The organism is Streptomyces sp. NPDC048172 (assembly GCF_043202595.1).
In the GTDB taxonomy this organism is placed as follows: Bacteria; Actinomycetota; Actinomycetes; order Streptomycetales; family Streptomycetaceae; genus Streptomyces.
Genome location: NZ_JBIDAT010000014.1, coordinates 140,156 through 159,655, shown reverse-complemented (window position 1 = coordinate 159,655; position 19,500 = coordinate 140,156). Strand labels below are relative to the sequence as shown.

General features: G+C 72.3%; 15 protein-coding genes. 7 read left to right on the top strand and 8 right to left on the bottom strand.

The annotated features are described in order from the left end of the window. Nucleotides 1-34: 34 nt before the first annotated feature. A complete protein-coding gene (locus ACGF3A_RS41245; RefSeq protein WP_393735926.1) occupies nt 35-1,612 on the top strand; it encodes an alpha/beta hydrolase in 1,578 nt (525 codons plus the stop codon). Nucleotides 1,613-1,615: 3 nt separating this feature from the next. Here the strand turns inward: ACGF3A_RS41245 and ACGF3A_RS41240 are convergent, their stop codons facing one another. The 3 genes from ACGF3A_RS41240 to hemG all read right to left on the bottom strand — a co-directional run bounded on the left by ACGF3A_RS41240 (nt 1,616) and on the right by hemG (nt 5,378). Continuing rightward, entirely contained in the window at nt 1,616-2,719 is a 1,104-nt protein-coding gene (locus tag ACGF3A_RS41240; RefSeq protein WP_393735924.1) for a phosphatidylserine/phosphatidylglycerophosphate/cardiolipin synthase family protein, read from the bottom strand. 512 nt (nt 2,720-3,231) lie between these two features. Continuing rightward, a complete protein-coding gene (gene hemQ, locus ACGF3A_RS41235) occupies nt 3,232-3,960 on the bottom strand; it encodes a hydrogen peroxide-dependent heme synthase (protein WP_393735922.1) in 729 nt (242 codons plus the stop codon). A gap of 5 nt (nt 3,961-3,965) precedes the next feature. After that, nucleotides 3,966-5,378 (bottom strand): protoporphyrinogen oxidase, encoded by a 1,413-nt coding sequence (gene hemG / locus ACGF3A_RS41230; protein WP_393735920.1) that lies wholly within the window; start codon nt 5,376-5,378, stop codon nt 3,966-3,968. A 74-nt stretch (nt 5,379-5,452) separates the two neighbouring features. On the opposite strand from hemG, the gene ACGF3A_RS41225 reads away from it, so the two are divergent. Beyond that, complete coding sequence (locus tag ACGF3A_RS41225) at nt 5,453-6,841, top strand: FAD-dependent oxidoreductase (protein WP_393735918.1); 1,389 nt, start codon at nt 5,453-5,455, stop codon at nt 6,839-6,841. A gap of 184 nt (nt 6,842-7,025) precedes the next feature. Here ACGF3A_RS41225 and hemE read toward each other — a convergent pair whose 3' ends face one another. Further along, nucleotides 7,026-8,138 carry a uroporphyrinogen decarboxylase gene (gene hemE / locus ACGF3A_RS41220; protein ID WP_393735916.1) on the bottom strand — a complete coding sequence of 371 codons (1,113 nt, stop codon included), beginning with the start codon at nt 8,136-8,138 and terminating at the stop codon, nt 7,026-7,028. A 73-nt stretch (nt 8,139-8,211) separates the two neighbouring features. On the opposite strand from hemE, the gene ACGF3A_RS41215 reads away from it, so the two are divergent. From ACGF3A_RS41215 to ACGF3A_RS41195, 5 genes are all read left to right on the top strand, one after another. Then, nucleotides 8,212-8,871: a DUF3000 domain-containing protein gene (locus ACGF3A_RS41215; RefSeq protein ID WP_393735914.1), complete on the top strand. Its 660-nt coding sequence runs from the start codon at nt 8,212-8,214 to the stop codon at nt 8,869-8,871. Between the two features lie 170 nt (nt 8,872-9,041). Next, the gene (locus tag ACGF3A_RS41210; RefSeq protein WP_344530613.1) at nt 9,042-9,719 is read left to right on the top strand and encodes a response regulator transcription factor; all 678 of its coding nucleotides are present in this window, start codon (nt 9,042-9,044) and stop codon (nt 9,717-9,719) included. Between the two features lie 106 nt (nt 9,720-9,825). Next, a complete protein-coding gene (locus ACGF3A_RS41205; protein WP_393735911.1) occupies nt 9,826-11,097 on the top strand; it encodes an HRDC domain-containing protein in 1,272 nt (423 codons plus the stop codon). Between the two features lie 433 nt (nt 11,098-11,530). Beyond that, nucleotides 11,531-12,745 carry a thiolase family protein gene (locus ACGF3A_RS41200; protein ID WP_393735909.1) on the top strand — a complete coding sequence of 405 codons (1,215 nt, stop codon included), beginning with the start codon at nt 11,531-11,533 and terminating at the stop codon, nt 12,743-12,745. Between the two features lie 2 nt (nt 12,746-12,747). Beyond that, entirely contained in the window at nt 12,748-14,874 is a 2,127-nt protein-coding gene (locus tag ACGF3A_RS41195; protein WP_393735907.1) for a 3-hydroxyacyl-CoA dehydrogenase NAD-binding domain-containing protein, read from the top strand. 142 nt (nt 14,875-15,016) lie between these two features. Here the strand turns inward: ACGF3A_RS41195 and ACGF3A_RS41190 are convergent, their stop codons facing one another. Genes ACGF3A_RS41190 through ACGF3A_RS41175 form a run of 4 tightly spaced genes read right to left on the bottom strand, consistent with a single transcriptional unit; the run spans nt 15,017 to nt 19,482 of the window. After that, the gene (locus ACGF3A_RS41190) at nt 15,017-15,694 is read right to left on the bottom strand and encodes an AIM24 family protein (RefSeq protein WP_393735905.1); all 678 of its coding nucleotides are present in this window, start codon (nt 15,692-15,694) and stop codon (nt 15,017-15,019) included. A gap of 22 nt (nt 15,695-15,716) precedes the next feature. Beyond that, nucleotides 15,717-17,660: a cellulase family glycosylhydrolase gene (locus tag ACGF3A_RS41185; protein ID WP_393735903.1), complete on the bottom strand. Its 1,944-nt coding sequence runs from the start codon at nt 17,658-17,660 to the stop codon at nt 15,717-15,719. A gap of 22 nt (nt 17,661-17,682) precedes the next feature. Beyond that, nucleotides 17,683-18,522 carry a carbohydrate ABC transporter permease gene (locus ACGF3A_RS41180; RefSeq protein ID WP_393735901.1) on the bottom strand — a complete coding sequence of 280 codons (840 nt, stop codon included), beginning with the start codon at nt 18,520-18,522 and terminating at the stop codon, nt 17,683-17,685. 18 nt (nt 18,523-18,540) lie between these two features. After that, the gene (locus tag ACGF3A_RS41175) at nt 18,541-19,482 is read right to left on the bottom strand and encodes a carbohydrate ABC transporter permease (protein WP_393735899.1); all 942 of its coding nucleotides are present in this window, start codon (nt 19,480-19,482) and stop codon (nt 18,541-18,543) included. Nucleotides 19,483-19,500 lie beyond the last annotated feature (18 nt).

Below are 19,500 nucleotides of genomic sequence, written 5' to 3'. Positions count from 1 at the left end.
TTACTCCGGCGGCCGCGGCCCGAAGCATCCGGGCATGCGCACTCCGGCGATCTGCGGCTCCTTCACCGCCCTGGCACTGACCCTGGCCCTGACCCCGGCGGCAACCGCCGAAGGGGCCCCCGCGCGGGACGGCATCGACTGGAAGAAGTGCCCGCGCGTCGAGCACCTCCCCCAGCCCGTCGAGTGCGGGACCGTCTCCGTGCCCGTCGACCACGCGAAACCACGCGGCGAGAAGATCGAGCTGACGGTCAGCAGACTGCGCGCCACCGGCAAGCCCTCCGAGCGGGAGGGCTCGCTGCTCTACAACCCGGGCGGCCCCGGCGGCAGCGGCATGGCGTTCCCGCTCTACCCCAAGGCCCTGGGCGGGGTGTGGAAGAAGCTCAACACGCGGTACGACCTGGTGGGTTACGCCCCGCGCGGGGTCGGCAGGTCGGCGCCGCTGTCGTGCCGCAGTCCGCGGGAGTTCGCGAAGGCGCCCAGCCGTTCGCCGCGCGACCCCTCCCCCGCCTTCAAGCGGAAGATGCGGGACCGCGCCGAGGCGTACGCGAAGGGCTGCGCGGAGGCGCAGGGCGACAAGCTGCGCCACTACACGACGCCCGACAACGCCCGCGACCTGGACGCGATCCGCGCGGCCCTCGGCGAGCGGAAGCTCAACTTCCTCGGCGTCTCGTACGGCACCTACCTCGGCTCCGTCTACGCCACGCTCTTCCCCGAGCGCGTGCGCCGCCTCGTCCTGGACAGCGTCGTCGACCCGTCCCCGGAGAAGATCTGGTACCGCTCGAACCTCGACCAGAACGTCTCCTTCGAACGCCGCTGGAACGACTGGAAGGAGTGGACGGCCCGGCACCACAAGGCCTACGGGCTGGGCCGCAGCGAGCCGGAGGTGCAGCGCTCCTTCGACCGCGTGCGCGACGCGCTCGACCGGAAGCCCGCGGGCGGCAAGGTGGGCTCGAAGGAGCTGCTGACCTCGTTCTTCGACACGGCGTACGCCGACGAGGTCTGGGACCGGCACGCTCGCGCCCTCGCGGCCTTCCGCAAGGGCGACGCGAAGCCGCTCACCAAGCTCGCGGCGCCGGACCCGGCGGAGGCGACCGAGGACGAGAACGGCAACGCCGTCTACAACGCCGTCCAGTGCGCCGACGCCCCCTGGCCCCGCGAGTGGGCGCGCTGGGACGCGGACAACTCGGTGCTCGCGCCCTTCGCGCCGTTCAACACCTGGGAGAACGCCTGGATGAATCTCCCCTGCGCCTCCTGGAAGGTGCCCTCGTCCCAGCCCCTCGACGTCCGCACCGGGCCCGGCGAGCTGCCGCCCGTACTGCTGCTCGCCGCGACCCGCGACGCCGCGACGCCGTACGAGGGCGCGGTCGAGACCCAGCGCCGCCTGAACGGCTCGTCCCTCGTCACGGAGCGCGGCGCGGGCACCCACGGCGTCTCGGGCGGCAACAAGTGCGCCGACGCCCACCTGGCCCGCTACCTCCTGGACGGCAAGACCCCGGGCGACCACGCGGAGTGCAAGGCCCGCCCGGAGCCCAAGCCGGAACCCGAGCAGAAGGCCAAGTCCAAGGCCAAGTCCAAGGCCGCATCCAAGGCCACGTCGAAGTCCAAGCGCTGAGCCTCAGCGTGTGGCGCCCGCGCACGCCGTACGGAGCTTCCCGAACCAGGTGCGGTACGCGTCGTGCGCCGCGCGGCCCGTGACGCGGAGCGTGGAGTCGTCGGAGTTCTCCAGGTGCGTGAAGTTGGCGCTGCCCGTGTAGACGCGGGGCGTGAGGTCGCCGTCGAGGGAGCCGTCGATCATCATCACCTTGGTGTGGGTGCTGACGCTCTGCCCGTTGCCGGGGTCGAAGCGGCAGGGGGTGAGGCGGACGGGCGCCCGGCCCGCGGGGTTGAGCGCCCTGAGGACCTCCGGGGCGACAGCGGGTCCGCCGGACGGGCCCGGGTGGACGATGTCGACCGCGCACCCCTGGTCACGCAGCGCGCGCAACTGCCGGGCCACGTCCAGGCGGTGCTTGGTGAACGCGGTCAGCGCGATCCGGACCGAGGTCTGCCGCCGGGCTCCGCCCCCGTCCGTGTACCGGCACTGGACGCGCCGGAGGTCGTTCGCCACCGGGTCGTACGCGGCGCTCTGCCGGCCCGGGTAGAACATCGCCCGGTACCGCGCGCTCGCCGGGCCGCGCCAGAAGTAGCGGGGGTCGGGCTTTCCCGCCCGCAGATCGGCGAAGTACCGGCGGTAGTCGGCGTAGGCGCGGGCGTCGGCGGCGGTGAAGGAGTCGTTGAAGGAGTTGTAGAGGTACCAGTCCTTCAGGTTCGAGGAGGTCTGGAAGACCACGTTCCGGTGCTCCTTCCCGCCGACGACGACCGACGAGAACAGCGCGAACTTGCTGTGCAGGTAGTCCCGCCCTATGCAGCCGCGCCCGGCGGGGCAGGCCACGGCCCACGACGCGCGGTCCTTCCCGGCGCCGAAGGCCTGCCGGAACCGGGCGAGGGCGCCCGGGCTGGAGGAGTCGAGGATCACCTTGACGTGCACGCCCCGGCGGTGCGCCGCGAGCAGCGCGTCGAGCACGGCCGTGGAGCGGTCGCCGTCCGCGAACTCGAACATCACGAACTCGATCTCGCCGCCCCTCGGCACCCGCTCGGCCAGCCTGATGAGCTGGTCCATGACGGCGGCCTGCCCCGCGCTCGGCCCGGAGCCGCCGGAGAGGTCGGCGGGGTCGTTGAACACGGGCCCGTCGAGGACGGGTTCGGCGGCGTCCCGCCCCGCACCGGACTTCGGCTTCGCTTCCGACTTCGACTTCGGCTTCGATTTCGGCCCGGACTTCGGCCCGGATTCGGGTTCGGTCTTCCGCGGCGACCCGGGCTTCCGGGACGACTCGGACGGCGAACTCGCGGGCGCCGATTCTGGCGATTTGCCCGATTGCGACCCGTTTCCGCCCCGCGCACCGACAGCCTCGGCTATCGAGAACGTCAGCAGGCAGCACAGCGCTACGGCGCCCGCGACGAGGGCGCGCCGGGACCGGGACACGGAGGAAAGGGGCACACGGGAAAGGGCATGGCGGAGCCATGCCCGGCGGCGGTGATTCATGGTGAGGCGTCTTCGGGGTCAGAGAACGGAGCGGGAGGTGACGGCCCTCATCGGCCTCACCTCCCTCTCCTGCTGCATCCCCGAGCGGTCACGAACCGGGGCAACCTAACAGACCACCGCCCCCGGTCGTCCAATCGCCCGAGGGGCCGGCGTCAGGCCAGCCCGGCGACCAGTTCGCCCACCGGCTTGCGGCGGCCCGTGTAGAAGGGGACCTCTTCGCGGACGTGCATGCGGGCCTCGGAGCCGCGGAGGTGGCGCATGAGGTCGACGATGCGGTAGAGCTCGTCGGCCTCGAAGGCGAGGATCCACTCGTAGTCGCCCAACGAGAACGAGGGGACGGTGTTGGCCCGTACGTCCGGGAAGCCGCGGGCCATCTTGCCGTGGTCGGCGAGCATCGTGCGGCGCTCGTCGTCCGGCAGCAGGTACCACTCGTACGAGCGCACGAACGGGTAGACGCTGACGTACGCGCGGGGCTCCTCGTCGGCGAGGAACGCCGGGACGTGCGACTTGTTGAACTCCGCGGGCCGGTGCAGGGCCATGTTCGACCAGACCGGCTCCAGCGCACGCCCCAGCCTGGTGCGGCGGAAGCGGTTGTAGGCGTCCTGGAGCGCGTCGGAGGTCTCCGAGTGCCACCAGATCATGAGGTCCGCGTCGGCCCGCAGCCCGGACACGTCGTACGTGCCGCGCACGGTGACGTCCTCGGCGGCGAGCTGCTTGAACAGCTCCTCCACCTCGTCCGCGTACCCGGAACGGTCGCCGGGGGCCTCCGGCAGCACGTCGCGCAGCCGGAAGACCGACCACAGGGTGTAGCGGATGACCTCGTTGAGGTCCTTGGCCTTCTTGCCCGCGTTCGGGGCCTTCTGCGGTGCGTCGTCGCTCATGGCCCTCATTCTCCTCCGCGCCCTTCGCGCGCCGACGCCAGGGTCACCGACGCGAGGGCCGCCTCCGCGGCCCGCTCACCACTGGCGACGCACGCGGGGATGCCGACCCCGTCGTACGCCGCGCCGCAGACCGCGAGACCCGGCACGGCGGCCAGGTCCGCGCGGACCCGTGCGACGCGGTCCACGTGCCCCACGGCGTACTGCGGCAGCCCCTCGTCCCAGCGCGTCACCACCGTGTCCACGGGGCGGGCCGCGAGGCCGGTCGCCTCGCGCAGGTCGCGCAGCGACAGGGCGACCAGCTCGTCGTCTGCGCGCTCCAGCACCGCCGTCTCGCCGAACCGCCCCAGCGAGGTGCGCAGCACGCTGAGCCCGTCGTCCTGCGCGCCGACCCAGCCCCACTTCTGCGAGGAGAACGTCGACGCCTTGATCGACCGCCCGTCGACCGGCGGCACCAGGAAGCCGCTGCCGGACGGCAGCCCCTCGGTGTCCGCGCGCCGGAAGGCGAGGGTGACCAGCGCCATCGACGCGTACTCCACGGCGTCCAGTTCGGCCGCCGCGCCCGGCGCCTCGTCGGCCAGCAGCCGCGCGGCGGCGGGCGCGGGCACGGCCAGCACGACGGCGTCGGCGTCCAGCGTCTCGTGGTCGGTGACGACGCTCCAGCCCCTGTCCCCCCGGACGAGTTTCCGTACGGCCGTGCCCGTGCGGATCTCGGCCCCGGCCGCGCGGCACGCCTCGGCCGCGGCGAGCGGCAGCCGCCCGATACCGCCGTCGAGGCCCATGAACACGGGCCCGTCCTGCGCGGGCGCCGTCGCGGCCCGCTCCTGGATGCCGCGCACCCCGGCGAGCAGCGAACGCTCGCCGCGCGCGGCCTCGAAGAGCTGCGGGACGGCGGCGCGCATCGAGATGCGGTACGCGTCACCGGCGTAGACCCCGCCCAGCAGCGGTTCGACGAGCCGGTCGACGACCTCGCGCCCGAGCCGCTCGGCGACGTACGCGCCGACGGCGACGTCCTCGCCCACCTCGCTGCGCGGCAGCGTCTCGTCCTCCGCGATCCGCGCGAGCCCGTCCGGGGAGATCACCCCGTGCAGCGCGGCCGGGTCGCCGGGCACGCCCATCACATGGCCCTTGGGCATCGGGCGGACCTCGCCGCGCGTCCAGATCGCGCCCCCGGCGACGGCGGGCGGCTGCAGCGCGTCCCCGAGCCCCACGGCCCGCGCCAGCCCGACGCCCTCGGGGCGCCGCGCCAGCATCGACTCGGCCCCCAGGTCGACGGCGGCCGCACCCGCGACGCTCCCCGCGTGCAGCTTGCCGCCGAGCCGGGAGGACGCGTCGAGCAGCGTGACGCGGGCGCCTTCCGTGACGAGCCGATGGGCCGCGGCCAGCCCTGAGATGCCTCCGCCGATGACCAGTACGCGCATACGGTTAGTGTCCCGCGCCGCTCTCCGGGACGTGGCCAGGGGGTGGGGATCGGTCACCGACGAAGGGAATCCGTATGGCACCGCAGCGCATGGTCGTGATCGGGGGCGACGCGACGGGCATGTCCGCCGCCTCGCAGGCCCGCAGGCACAAGCCCGCGGACGAGCTGGAGATCGTCGCGCTGGAGCGGGGCCACTTCGCCTCGTACTCGGCCTGCGGCATCCCCTACTGGGTCGGCGGCCAGGTGAAGGCCCGGGACGCGCTGATCGCCCGTACACCGGAGGAGCACCGGGCCCGCGACATCGACCTGCGGATGCGCACCGAGGCCACGGAGATCGACCTCGACGGGCAGCGCGTCCGGTCCCGGGACGTGGCGGCGGGCACCGAGGAGTGGATCGGCTTCGACCAGCTCGTCCTCGCCACCGGGGCACGTCCCGTACGCCCGCCGCTGCCCGGCATCGACGCGCCGGGCGTCCACGGCGTGCAGACCCTCGACGACGGTCAGGCCCTCCTCGACGTCCTCGAAAAGGAGGAGGAGACGAGTGGCGGGCGCCGCGCGGTGATCGTCGGCGGCGGCTACATCGGCGTGGAGATGGCCGAGGCCCTCATCAACCGCGGCTACACGGTCACCGTCGTGGACCGTGGCCCGCAGCCCATGTCCACGCTCGACCCCGACATGGGCGCGCTGGTGCACCAGGCGATGTGCGGCATGGGCATCGAGACGGTGCGCGGCGCGGCCGTCACGGAGATCCTCACGGACAAGGAGGGCCGGGCCCGGGGCGTGGCCACGGCGGACGCGGAGTACCCGGCGGACGTCGTCGTCCTGGGCCTCGGCGTACGCCCGGAGACCCAGCTGGCCCGTGCCGCGGGCCTCCCCCTGGGCGAGTCCGGCGGGCTCCGCACGGACCTGGCGATGCGCGTACGGGGCCACGAGAACATCTGGTCGGGCGGCGACTGCGTCGAGGTCCTCAACCTCGTCTCCGGCCGCCCCCAGCACATCGCGCTGGGCACCCACGCGAACAAGCACGGGCAGATCATCGGCGCCAACATCGGCGGCGGCTACGCCACGTTCCCCGGCGTCGTCGGCACGGCCGTCAGCAAGGTGTGCGACCTGGAGATCGCCCGTACGGGCCTGCTGGAGCGGCACGCCTCGGCGGTCGGCCTCCAGTTCGTGACGGTCACGACCGAGTCCACGAGCCGCGCGGGCTACTACCCCGGGGCCCGCTCGATGCGCGTCAAGATGATCGCCGAACGCCGCTCGGGCCGCCTCCTGGGCACGCAGATCGTGGGCGGCGAGGGCGCGGGCAAGCGCGTCGACATCGCCGCGGTCGCCCTCACGGCCCGCATGACGGTGGAACAGATGACCGCCCTCGACCTCGGCTACGCCCCACCGTTCTCCCCGGTCTGGGACCCGGTCCTGATCGCCGCCCGCAAGGCGACGGCCGCGGTGCGGGCCGACCGATAGGAGGGTGCCCCGCACGGCACATCGCGGCCTGCGGGCACGTCGTGGCTGGCCGCGCAGTTCCCCGCGCCCCTTCGGGGCGCATCCTGCGAGGTGCCCCGCAGAAGTGCCCCGTAAGGGGCGCGGGGAACTGCGCGAGCAACCAGCCACGCAGTCGCAGTCGGCAATCGACGGGAAGGGGCAGCCCCTAAGCCGCCGCAGTCCGCTCGTGCACGTACGAGACAACGTCCGTCAGCGCACCCGGATCAGTGTCCGGCAGCACACCATGGCCCAGGTTGAAGACATGGCCGTCCAGGCCGGCGGCAGAGGCCAGCACCTCATCGGTCTTGGCCCGAACGGCATCGCGGGGGGCGAAGAGGACGGCCGGGTCCAGGTTGCCCTGGATCGCCTTGCCGGGGCCGACACGGCGCGCGGCCTCGCCGACCGGCACGCGCCAGTCGGCGCCGACGACATCGGCCCCGGCCTCGCCCATGAGGCCCAGCAGTTCACCGGTCCCGACACCGAAGTGGATGCGCGGCACCCCGTACGAGGCGACCGAGGCGAAGACCTTCGCGGAGGCGGGCATGACCGAGCGCCGGTAGTCGGCGGGGGCCAGCGCGCCGACCCAGGAGTCGAAGAGCTGCACGGCGGAGGCCCCGGCCTCGATCTGCACGCGCAGGAACGCGGAGGTGATGTCCGCGAGCCGGTCGAGCAGCTCGGCCCAGAGCTCCGGGGCGCCGTACATCATGGCCTTGGTGTGCTCGTGGTTGCGGGACGGGCCGCCCTCGACCAGGTAGCTGGCGAGCGTGAAGGGCGCCCCGGCGAAGCCGATGAGCGGGGTGGCGCCGAGCTCGCCGGTGAGGATGCCGATGGCCTCCGTCACGTACGCGACATCGTCCGGCTCCAGCCGCCGCAGCCGCTCCAGGTCGGCGCGCGAGCGGATCGGGCGCTCGACGACGGGGCCGACGCCCGGCTTGATGTCGAGGTCGATGCCGATGGCCTTGAGGGGGACGACGATGTCGCTGAAGTAGATCGCGGCGTCGACCCCGTGCCGCCGCACGGGCTGGAGCGTGATCTCCGCGACCATGTCGGGCCGCATGCAGGAGTCGAGCATCGCGGTGCCCTCGCGCAGCTTGCGGTACTCGGGCAGTGAGCGGCCGGCCTGCCGCATGAACCACACCGGGGTGTGCGGCACGGGCTCCCGGCGGCACGCGCGCAGGAACGCCGAGTCCCGCACGGCGGCGGCCGGGGTGTTCGGGGTGGTCTCCTGAACGGTCTGCTGGCCCCTCGGGGCGCCCCAGGGGCGGTCGTTTCCACTCACCCCGGAAGTCTCCCACGGCCGTCCGGGGTGTCCTTACCGGCCTGAAGCTCGCCCTCCGCCTACTCTTCCGCCCATGACAGCGGCGAGGGCATCTATGACGGGCAACTCCGGTGGCGGCGGCGGAGACTCCTTTCCGCCGCCCTTCCGGGCGGCCGTCACGGCGCTCAGCGAGGCGCGGCTCCGGGCGGAGGTCCGGATCTCCCCGCTGCCCGCGCCGCGACGGCTCGCGCCGTACTCCTTCGCGCTGGAGGCCGCGGTCACCGACCCGGAGGACGCGGGCACGGAGCTGGCCGACGGCCGTTTCGTACTGCTGCACGATCCGGAGGGCCAGGACTCGTGGCAGGGCACGTTCCGCGTCGTCACGCTCGGGCGCGCGGAGCTGGAGCCGGAGATGGCGCAGGACCCGCTGCTGCCCGAGGTGACCTGGTCGTGGCTGACGGGCGCGCTGGAGGCCCGCGAGGCCGGTTACGGGGAGCCGAGCGGCACCGTGACCCGGTCCAGCTCCGCCTTCTTCGGCGGGCTCGGCGAGCAGGAGCCGGAAGAGGTCCTGGAGATCCGGGCGAGCTGGACCCCCGCGCCCGTGGCGCCTCCCGCGGGGGGCGAGGCGGCGCCCGACGTCGCGCGGCACCTCGCCGCGTGGTGCGAGATGCTCTGCCAGTGCGCGGGGCTGCCGCCCGAGGGGGGCGACGGAGGCTCGGTCGTCCAGCTTCCGCAGCGGCGTGGCCCGCAGTAGAACCGGCACGGCGGAGCCGGGTCACCCCTTCGTGATCTTTCACTAAAGGCTCCGGGGAGAGCTGCCGAAGAGGTCTGTGACCCTTCCATACGGAATACCCGACTCGTCCGCCCGGCTCCCCGCCACCCGGACGTCGGGCCCGTCCCCAGCCACTCCCCCCAGGAGGCCCGGTGTCTGTTCTCCTTGAGCACCCCACAAGCCTGGTCGCCTACCGCCCGAACAAGCCGACGGCCATGGTCGTCGTCGCCGACCCCCGAGTCCGGCAGACCGTGACCCGCCATCTGTGGGCTCTCGGTGTCCGGGACGTGATCGAGGCGTCGTCGATCGCGGAGGCGCGTCCCCGAGTCGGCAATCCACGTGACATCTGCGTGGCCGACGTCCATCTCCCCGACGGTTCGGGGCTCAGTCTGCTGTCCGAGACCCGGGCGGCGGGCTGGCCGAACGGTCTGGCACTCTCAGCGGCCGACGACATCGGCGCCGTGCGCAACGCCCTCGCGGGCGGCGTCAAGGGCTATGTCGTCACCGGCACCCGCACCAACCTGGGCGGGGCCATGCCGACACGGCACGGCGCGGCGCCGATCGGCGCCGCCGCCGCGCGGATGCACCGCCGTCCCGGCGGTGGTCCCGGCGGCCCCGGCCACCCCGGCGGCTACCGCGAGCTCTCGGGCCGTGAGGTCGAGGTCCTGCGCCTGGTGGCCGAGGGCCAGTCGAACAAGGCCATCGGCGTCTCGATGGGCCTGTCCGCGCTGACCGTCAAGAGCCACCTCGCCCGGATCGCCCGCAAGCTGGGCACCGGAGACCGTGCCGGGATGGTGGCGGTGGCGCTGCGCACCGGCATCATCCACTGAATCCACCGACCCGTTCACCGTCGCCCATCCGTCCGTGCAGCGCCCGTCGAGGTAACGTTCCGTCGGCGGGCGCTTCGCATTGCGTGCACACGGATACCCTTGACTGGTGACCGACGCCCAAGAGACCGCATCAGCAAACGCAGCTCAGGCCCCTCTCCAGGACTCCGGTCCGGCGCCGGTCCCTCTCTTGGAACCGCGGGAGGGCATTCCGCCGGTGACCGTGGAGGCGGACGAGCTGAACCGGGTCGTCGACGCGTTCGCGAACGCGTCGGGCCCCGTGGCCGTGGACGCCGAGCGCGCGTCCGGATACCGGTACGGGCAGCGGGCGTATCTGATCCAGCTGCGCCGCGAGGGCGCGGGCACCGCCCTGATCGACCCCGTCGCCTGCCCCGACCTCTCCGCCCTCGGCGACACGCTCGGCGGCACCGAGTGGGTGCTGCACGCGGCGACGCAGGATCTGCCCTGCCTGCGTGAGATAGGCATGCGCCCGGCGCGGCTCTTCGACACGGAACTCGCGGGCAGACTGGCCGGATTCGCCCGGGTCGGCCTGGGGGCGATGGTCGAGAACGTGCTCGGTTACGCACTGGAGAAGGGCCACTCCGCGGTCGACTGGTCCACCCGCCCCCTCCCCGACCCCTGGCTGCGGTACGCGGCGCTCGACGTGGAGCTCCTCGTCGACCTCCGGGACGCGCTGGAGGCCGAGCTGGAGCGGCAGGGGAAGCTCGGCTGGGCGCGGGAGGAGTTCGCCGCGATCGCCTCGGCGCCCGCACCGCCGCCCCGCAAGGACCCGTGGCGCCGCACCTCCGGCATGCACAAGGTGCGCCGCCGCCGTCAGATGGCGGCCGTCCGCGAGCTGTGGACGACGCGGGACGCGGTCGCGCAGCGGCGCGACGTCTCGCCGGGCAAGGTGCTGACCGACGCGGCGATCGTCGAGGCCGCGCTGGCCATGCCGCCGAACGTCCGCGCGCTCTCCGCCCTGCCGGGGTACGGGCAGCGGATGGGCCGCAAGCAGCTGGAGCAGTGGCAGGCCGCCGTGGACCAGGCGCGGCAGCTCCCGGACTCCGAGCTGCCGCAGCAGAGCCAGGTGCCGAACGGGCCGCCGCCGCCGCGTTCCTGGGCGGACAAGGACCCGGTGGCCGCCGCGCGGCTGACGGCGGCGCGCGCCGCGGTCAACGAGCGGGCGGACGAGCTGAATCTTCCGCAGGAGAATCTGCTGACGCCCGATTCCGTGCGGCGCCTGTGCTGGGAGCCTCCGGCTGAGGTGACGGAGTCCAGCGTCACCTCTTCCCTCCGCTCCCTCGGAGCGAGGGAGTGGCAGATCGAGCAGACCCTGCCGTTGCTGGTGACGGCGCTCCAGGCGGAGGCCCCTCAGGGCTGAGCAGGCCCTGCCCCCTGCGGTGCCTCGCAGCCTGCCGCCACCGTCGTGGCTGGTCGCGCAGTTCCCCGCGCCCCTGAAGCCGCCCCTCCGGGGCGCTTCAGGGCGCCTCGCAGGAGTGCCCCGTAAGGGGCGCGGGGAACTGCGCGCCCGGCCACGGCGCAGCCGCAGTCTGCGATGCGCGGTACGGGGCAACCCGTACCCAGCCCTCATCGCGAGGCACCCGGCGTGGGGGGCTGCGCTTGCCAGCCCTGCGCCTTCGCGCAGACCTCCCAAGCGCAGAAGGGAGTAGTGGGGCTCGCCCCGTAAGGGGGACGGGGCGTGTGACGTAGGCCCCTCGGGGGAGACGGCTCTTGCGCCATGGTTACCCACAAGTAGCATGGGGGTCGGGGGAGAGAACCCCCCGACCCCCGGCCGCACCTGGAGGAGAGCCAACGTGCCTCGTACCGCTAGGGACGTCGTCTTCGTCGACGGCGTCCGCACCCCGTTCGGCAAGGCGGGCCCGAAGGGCATCTACCACGAGACCCGCGCCGACGACATGGTCGTCAAGTGCATCCGTGAGCTGCTGCGCCGCAACCCCGGGCTGCCCCCCGAGCGCGTCGACGAGGTGGCGCTCGCCGCGACGACGCAGATCGGCGACCAGGGCCTGACCCTCGGCCGTACCGCGGGGATCCTCGCGGGGCTGCCGCAGTCCGTGCCCGGCTACTCGATCGACCGGATGTGCGCGGGCGCGATGACCGCCGTCACGACGACGGCGGGTTCGATCGCCTTCGGCGCGTACGACGTCGTCGTCGCGGGCGGCGTCGAGCACATGGGGCGGCACCCGATGGGCGAGGGCGTGGACCCGAACCCGCGCTTCGTCTCGGAGAAGCTGGTCGACCAGTCGGCCCTCTTCATGGGGATGACCGCCGAGAACCTGCACGACCGCTTCCCGCACCTGACCAAGGACCGCGCGGACGCGTACGCGGTGGCCAGCCAGGAGAAGGCCGCCAAGGCCTACGCCAACGGCAAGATCCAGGCCGACCTGGTGCCGGTCTCCGTGCGCCGCACGACCGGTGAGGGCGGCGAGAACGGCTGGGGCCTCGCGACCGCCGACGAGCCGATGCGGCCGGGCACCACGCTGGAGAACCTCGCCGGGCTCAAGACCCCGTTCCGCGCGCACGGCCGCGTGACGCCGGGCAACGCCGCGGGCCTGAACGACGGCGCGACCGCCTCGCTGGTCGCCGCCGAGGACGTGGCCCAGGAGCTGGGCCTGCCGGTCAAGATGCGGCTGGTCGCGTACTCGTTCGCCGGTGTCGAGCCCGAGGTGATGGGGATCGGCCCGGTGCCCGCCACCGAGAAGGCGCTCGCGCAGGCCGGGCTCTCGATCGACGACATCGGGCTGTTCGAGATCAACGAGGCGTTCGCCGTCCAGGTGCTCTCGCTGCTCGACCACTACGGCATCGCGGACGACGACCCGCGCGTCAACCAGTACGGCGGCGCCATCGCGTTCGGCCACCCGCTCGCCTCCTCCGGCGTACGGCTGATGACGCAGCTCGCCCGGCAGTTCGAGGAGCAGCCGCACGTCCGCTACGGCATCACCACCATGTGCGTCGGCTTCGGCATGGGCGGGACCGTCATCTGGGAGAACCCCCACTGGGAGGGCAAGTAAGCATGAGCACGAGCACCGCTGAGCTGCTGAAGGGCGCTGCCGAGCTGTTCCCGGACGAGGTCGTCACGCACGCGTACGTCCGACACCTCGAACTGCCGTACGGCGCCGGGGCCTTCGCCCTCATCACCCTGGACAACGGCCTGGACCACACCAAGCCGACCACCATCGGCCCGCAGTCGCTGGCCAACCTCAACGCCGCGATCGACCAGGTCGAGCAGGAGGCCGCCGAGGGGAAGATCAAGGGCGTCGGCGTCACCGGCAAGCCCTTCATCTTCGCCGTCGGCGCCGACCTCAAGGGCGTCGAGCTGCTGAAGCGCCACGAGGACGCGCTCGCCATCGGCAAGGGCGGCCACGAGGTCTTCAAGCGGCTCTCCTCGCTGGCCGTTCCCACGTTCGCGTACTACAACGGCGCGGCCATGGGCGGCGGCGTGGAGATCGGTCTGCACTGCACGTACCGCACCGTCTCCAAGGCGCTTCCCGCCTTCTCGCTGCCCGAGGTCTTCCTCGGCCTCGTACCGGGCTGGGGCGGCTGCGCGCTGCTGCCGAACCTGATCGGCGCGGACCGCGCGGTCTCGGTCATCATCGAGAACTCCCTCAACCAGAACCGCCAGCTCAAGGGCAAGCAGGTCTACGAGCTGGGCATCGCCGACGCGCTCTTCGAGGGCGCCGACTTCCTGGAGGAGTCGCTCCGCTGGACCGCCTCCGTCCTCAAGGGCGACGTCGAGGTCGTCCGCGCCGAGGTCGACCGCGGCGAGGCGTGGGACGCGGCCGTCGCGCGCGGCAAGGAGATCGCCGACAGCAAGGTGCACGGCGCGGCCCCGGCCGCCTACCGCGCCCTCGACATCATCGCGAACGCGAAGAGCGGCGACCTGCGACAGGGCTTCGACGCGGAAGACCAGGCGCTCGCGGACCTGATCATGGGCGGCGAACTGCGCTCCGGGATCTACGCGTTCAACCTGGTCCAGAAGCGCGCCAAGCGCCCCGCCGGGGCGCCGGACAAGTCCCTCGCGCGTCCCGTCACCAAGGTCGGCGTCGTCGGCGCCGGGCTGATGGCCTCGCAGCTCGGACTGCTGTTCGCCCGCCGCCTGGAGGTGCCGGTCGTCCTGACCGACATCGACCAGGAGCGCGTCGACAAGGGCGTGGCGTACGTCCACGAGGAGATCGACAAGCTGCTCCTCAAGGGCCGCGTCAACCAGGACAAGGCCAACCGCCTCAAGGGCCTGGTCACCGGGTCCCTGGACAAGGCCTCCGCCTTCTCCGACGCGGACTTCGTGATCGAGGCCGTCTTCGAGGAGATGGGCGTCAAGCAGAAGGTGTTCGCCGAGGTCGAGGCGGTCGTGCCGGAGCACGCCATCCTCGCCACCAACACCTCCTCGCTGTCGGTCACCGAGATGGCCTCGCAGCTCCGTCACCCCGAGCGGGTCGTCGGCTTCCACTTCTTCAACCCGGTCGCGATCCTCCCCCTGCTGGAGATCGTGCGCGGCGAGCAGACCGACGACGCCTCGCTGGCCACGGCCTTCGGCGTCGCCAAGCAGCTCAAGAAGACGGCCGTGCTGGTGAAGGACGCCCCGGCGTTCGTCGTCAACCGCGTCCTGACCCGCTTCCTGGGCGAGGTGCTGGCCTCCATCGACGAGGGCACCCCCGTCGACGTCGCGGACCGCGCGCTCGCGCCGCTCGGTCTGCCGATGTCCCCGATCGTGCTCCTGGAGCTGGTCGGCCCGGCCGTCGCGCACCACGTCGCGGGCACGCTGCACGCCGCCTTCCCGGACCGCTTCGGCGTCTCGGAGAACCTCGGCCGCGTCGTCGAGGCGGGCAAGCGGAACCTGTACGTGCCGGGCACCGCCGATCTCGACCCGGAGGTCGCCTCCCTCTTCCAGGTCGGCGACAAGGTGCTGACCGAGGAGCAGGTCCGCGACCGCGCGCTGAACGCCATCGCCGAAGAGGTCCGCCTCATGCTCGACGAGGGCGTCGTCGCCGAGGCCCAGGACATCGACCTGTGCCTGATCACCGGCGCGGGCTGGCCCTTCCATCTGGGTGGCATCACGCCGTACCTGGACCGTGAGGGCGTCAGCGAACGCGTCTCCGGCAAGCGGTTCCTGGAGCCCGGCGTAGCCAGCGTCCCCGCGTAGGCAATTCCGGGTACGGGGTGCCCCTTTCCGTGCGTCGCGGACCGCGGGTGCCCCTTGGCCGGTCGCGCAGTTCCCCGCGCCCCTTCGGGGCGTGACAACGGGGCCCGGCACACGGTGCCGGGCCCCTGTCGCGTGCGTGCTCTTACGTGCTGCTCGGGCCCGTGGGGACCAGCTCGCTCGGGCGGACGATGACGAAGCCCTCGCCCTCCAGCGCGAGCTGGACCGCCTCGCCGGAGCCGCCGCGGAGCATCGAGCCGAAGCTCTGGGAGCGGTGCAGCGAGGTGTTGAGCTGGGCCGTCCAGCCGACGACCGCGTCCGTGTCGACGTACACCGGCGCCTGGGGCGTCACGGGTATCACGATCGGCTCCCCCTCACAGGTCACGCCGAGCTTGCCCTGCCCGGTGAAGACGCTGTTGAAGAGGCCGCCGCCCGTCATGCCCGCGCCCTTGACGACCTTCACGTCGTACGACAGCGAGGCGTCGAAGACCAGCACGTTGCGACCGTTGATGCTGAGCGCGTCGCCGGGCGCGATGTCCACGATGAAGCAGCTCGCCGCCTCGTGCGCGAACCACGCCTCACCCTGCCCCCGTACAGACATCAGCGGCAGGCCCTCGCCGGTGACCTTCCGCTTGATGTAGCCGCCGACGCCCTGTCCCTTCCGCTCGAACTGGAGGTTCCCCCGGAACGCGACCATGGCTCCCTGTCGCGCGAAACACTCGCCGTTCACGGCGTACTTGATCGACTTGCTGTTCTGGAGCGACATGCCCGCGGCGCTGGGCGCCTTCGCCATGTACGCGTCTTGGAAGAGGTCACTCTGCATGCGGCCATCCTCCCAGGGGCCCTCAGCGCAGCTCCAGTACGCGGACGTCCCAGGGGCCCAGGGAGACGTCCTGGAGGCGTTCGCCCGTCTCCAGGTCGTGCAGGGTGCCCCCGGTCAGCGGGCGTACCGTCTGCGGGCGGTCGGACTGGCTGACCAGCCAGACGAAGCGGCGGCCGTCCTCGTGGACCAGGACGTCGGCCTCGGCCAGGGCGCCCTCGACCGTGACCGCGCGCTCGGCGCCCGCCTCGCGCGCCAGCGCGTCGTAGAGCCGGTGCGTGTCCTCGGGGTTGACGCGCGGGGTGCCCGCGGCGAGGTACTCCAGGGGGTAGGTGCACAGGATCGTCTCGCCCTCCCCCAGCGCGTGCCGCAGCAGCGCCGGGCGGCCGTGCGCGTCCGTGGCGACGACGCGCGCTCCGGCCGGGCGCACCGGGAGGTACGAGCGGCTCTCGTCGGTTCCCCGGTAGCGGCCCGCCTCGAAGCGCAGCGTCTCCCCCGCCTTCAGTCCGCCGAAGTCCTCGGTGAAGGTGATCTCCACCGTCTCGTCCTCGATCGGCTCCGCCAGCCCGTACGAGAGCTGCAGCTCGACGCCGAAGAGCCCGTTCAGGTCCTGGAACCAGGGGCCGCGGGTCGTGCCCTTCTCGCCGGAGCAGTACGAGAGGTAGACGGTGGCGCCGCCCCGCGCCAGCTCCTCCAGCCGGCGGCGGGTCGGGGCGAGGATCTGGCGGGTGGAGGGCAGGAGGTGGAGCTTCGCGTCCTCGGCCAGGCCGTCCCTCTCACGCGTGAGCGCCACGCCCAGGTCGGCACCGCGCGCGGCCGTGTAGCTCTGCCGGAGCGACTCGAAGACGACGGGCCGGTCCAGCTCGTACGCGTACGGGTAGCCCTGCTCCAGGTAGACCGGGACGACCAGCGCCGTGTCCGAGTCGGCGCGGCGGCAGCGGGTGAAGTCGACCCGCTCCAGGATCTCGGCGAATGCGGCCAGCTCGCGCAGCGGCGCCTTGGGGCGGCCCTCGTTGTCGGTGATGCCGAAGTGCATCTCGAAGCCGTGGTGGCTGTACGGGGGCTGTTCGAGCAGGTGGTCGTAGTCGGTGTTGTTCCAGGCGATCCAGCCGGTGGAGCCCGCCAGCAGGGAGTTGTGCAGGGTCTGGCGGTAGTACGTGGCGGCGTTCTCGTCGGAGACGAAGTCCGTGGAGAGCCCGAACTCCTCCAGGATCACCGGCTTCCCGGCGACCGAGGCCAGTTCGCACTCGAAGGCGGCGCGGTGGTGCTGGCGTATGCGGTCGTTCTCCATGCGGTAGACGTGCGGGCCCGCGAAGTCGATGATCTCGGCGGTGTCGCGCAGCGAGAAGCCGTTCTCCTTGCCGAAGACCTCCATGCCCCAGGCGCCGTCGCCGAGCGAGACCGGCTGCTGAGCGCCCGCTGCCCGTACGGCGTTGACGATCGCCTCCGCCCAGGAGGTGACGTGCTCGCGGGGCGCGGGCTCCTCGCCGCGGATCCGGCCGTAGATCGGCATCTCGTTGCTGACCAGCCAGGCGGTGACGGCCGGGTGGTCCTTGTAGCGGCGGGCCATCTCCTTCCCGAACCACGCCTGCCGGGCGACCATCCACACGTCCGCGTACAGGTCGCGCCCGTTGCGCCAGGACGGGTCCCAGTTCTCGCCGGACATGTGGCCGACGATGAAGGTCGGGATGGACTTCATCCCGGTCTCCCGGTGGGCGTCGAGGAAGTCCGCGAAGTGCTCGCAGAGTTCCTCGTCGACCGTGTACGGGGTGGGCATGAAGTCGGGCCAGTAGAAGAACGACCGGGTGCTGTTCAGGCCGTGCTCGCGCAGGACCCGCAGCTCCTCCCGTACGACCGCGGGGTCGTACGAGCGCCACATCAGCGGCCCTCCGGTGCGGGACCAGAAGTTGGCGCCGAGCCAGGGCAGGACGGCGGGGTCGTGGGTGAGCTGGGCGCTGAAGCGCTGCATGGGGTGACTCCTGTAGTGCGGGTTACATTTTCACGGCGCCGCTGATCAGCGCGGACTGCATGCGCTTCTGCAGCACCGTGTACACGGCGTAGACGGGGAGCAGGGTGATCACGGTGGCCGCCGTCAGCACGCCGTAGTCCGTGCCGGAGGTGGACACCAGGGTGGGCAGCGCGAGCTGGGTGGTGCGCTGCTCGGGGTCGGGGCCGATGATGATCAGCGAGTAGAGGTACTCGTTCCAGAAGTTGAGGAAGTTGAGCAGCACGACGGCCGCGATACCGGGCAGCGCGATCGGCGCGTAGATGTGCCGCAGCACGGCGAACGTGCCCGCGCCGTCCATCCGTGCCGCCTCCTCCAGCTCGGGCGGCACCGTCCGCATGAACTGCGTCAGCAGCACGACCGAGAGCGGCATGGCGGTCGCCGGGAGCAGCAGCACCATGAACGTACGAGTGTGGAAGAGCCCGGTGTTGGCGGCGAGCAGGAAGGTCGGGAAGAGCGCGGCGAACGTCGGGACCAGGAAGCCCAGCGAGAACGCCCGCTCCATCGCGCGCCCCGCCCACCCCGTGCTGCGCGCGAGCGCGAAGGAGGCCGGGAGGGCCAGGGCGAGGGTCACCACGAGCCCGCCGACCGTCACCAGCGCGGAGTTGGTGACCGCCTGGCCGAGCTGGGCGAGGTCGAAGGCGCGGGTGAAGTTGCGGAACGAGAGCGAGTCGGGGAGGCCGAGGGGGCTGCCGAAGATGCGGTCGTTGTCCTTGAAGGCGGAGGCCAGGAAGTAATAGACCGGGACCAGCAGCAGGGCCGCGTACCCCCAGGCGAGGATGTGCGCGGGGAGCCAGGAGAGGCGTATGCGCTTGATGCCGTTCATGGCGTCACGACCTCCCGGTCAGTGGTTCTGGCGGAACGCGCGGCGGATGAGGAGCATGCCGACGAGCCCGAGGACGAAGAGGAAGACGCCGACCGCCTGGCTGTAGCCGAGGTCGGCGATGAGGAAGGCCCGCTGGTAGACGAGGAAGGAGAGGGTGGTCGAGGCGTTCCCCGGGCCGCCCTGGGTGAGCAGCAGCACGTGCTGCGCCGAGCCGAAGAGGGTCCACAGGAACTGGAGCATCGTCGCGACGCCGAAGTAGTCACGGATGATCGGGAAGTGGATCGTCCACATCGTCCGCCAGTGCCCGGCGCCGTCGAGCTGCGCCGCCTCGCCGATCTCCTCGCTCACGCTGCCGAGCCGCGCCGCGAGCAGCACGGCGGTGAAGCCGATGCCCGCCCAGATGTCCAGCGCGATGATCGCGTAGAGCGCGGTGCCCGGGTCGGCGAGCCACACCTTGGTGACGGAGTCGAGGCCGAGGTCGCGCAGGACGCCGTTGACGAGGCCGTCGGGCGAGAGCGCGGCGTAGAAGAACATCGCCTTGGCCGGGGTGGAGATCAGCCCGGGGATGAAGAGCAGATAGCGCAGCACGCGGTGGCCGGGCGGCCGCTGCGCGACGTAGTACGCCAGCATGTACGCGCAGACCATCATCACCGGCAGCGCGATCACGAGCTGGGTGAGGGTGTTGCGCAGCGCCTTCCAGAAGACCGGATCGTCCAGCACCGTGCGGTAGTTGTCGAGCCCGGCGAAGCTGCGCGGCTGGAGCATGCCGGGCCAGTGCAGCGAGGCGATCACGAAGATGGCCAGGACGGGCCCGACCATGAAGATCACGTACCAGACGAGGGCCGGTACGGCGAGCCAGGTCGTGCCCTGCCTCGCGGGGCGCCGGGCACGGACGGGGCCCGTACGCGGCTCTGCGGCCACGGCGTCTGGGGCCGTGCCGATCACGGGCGCCGACGGCATGGCGTCCTCCCTACGGTG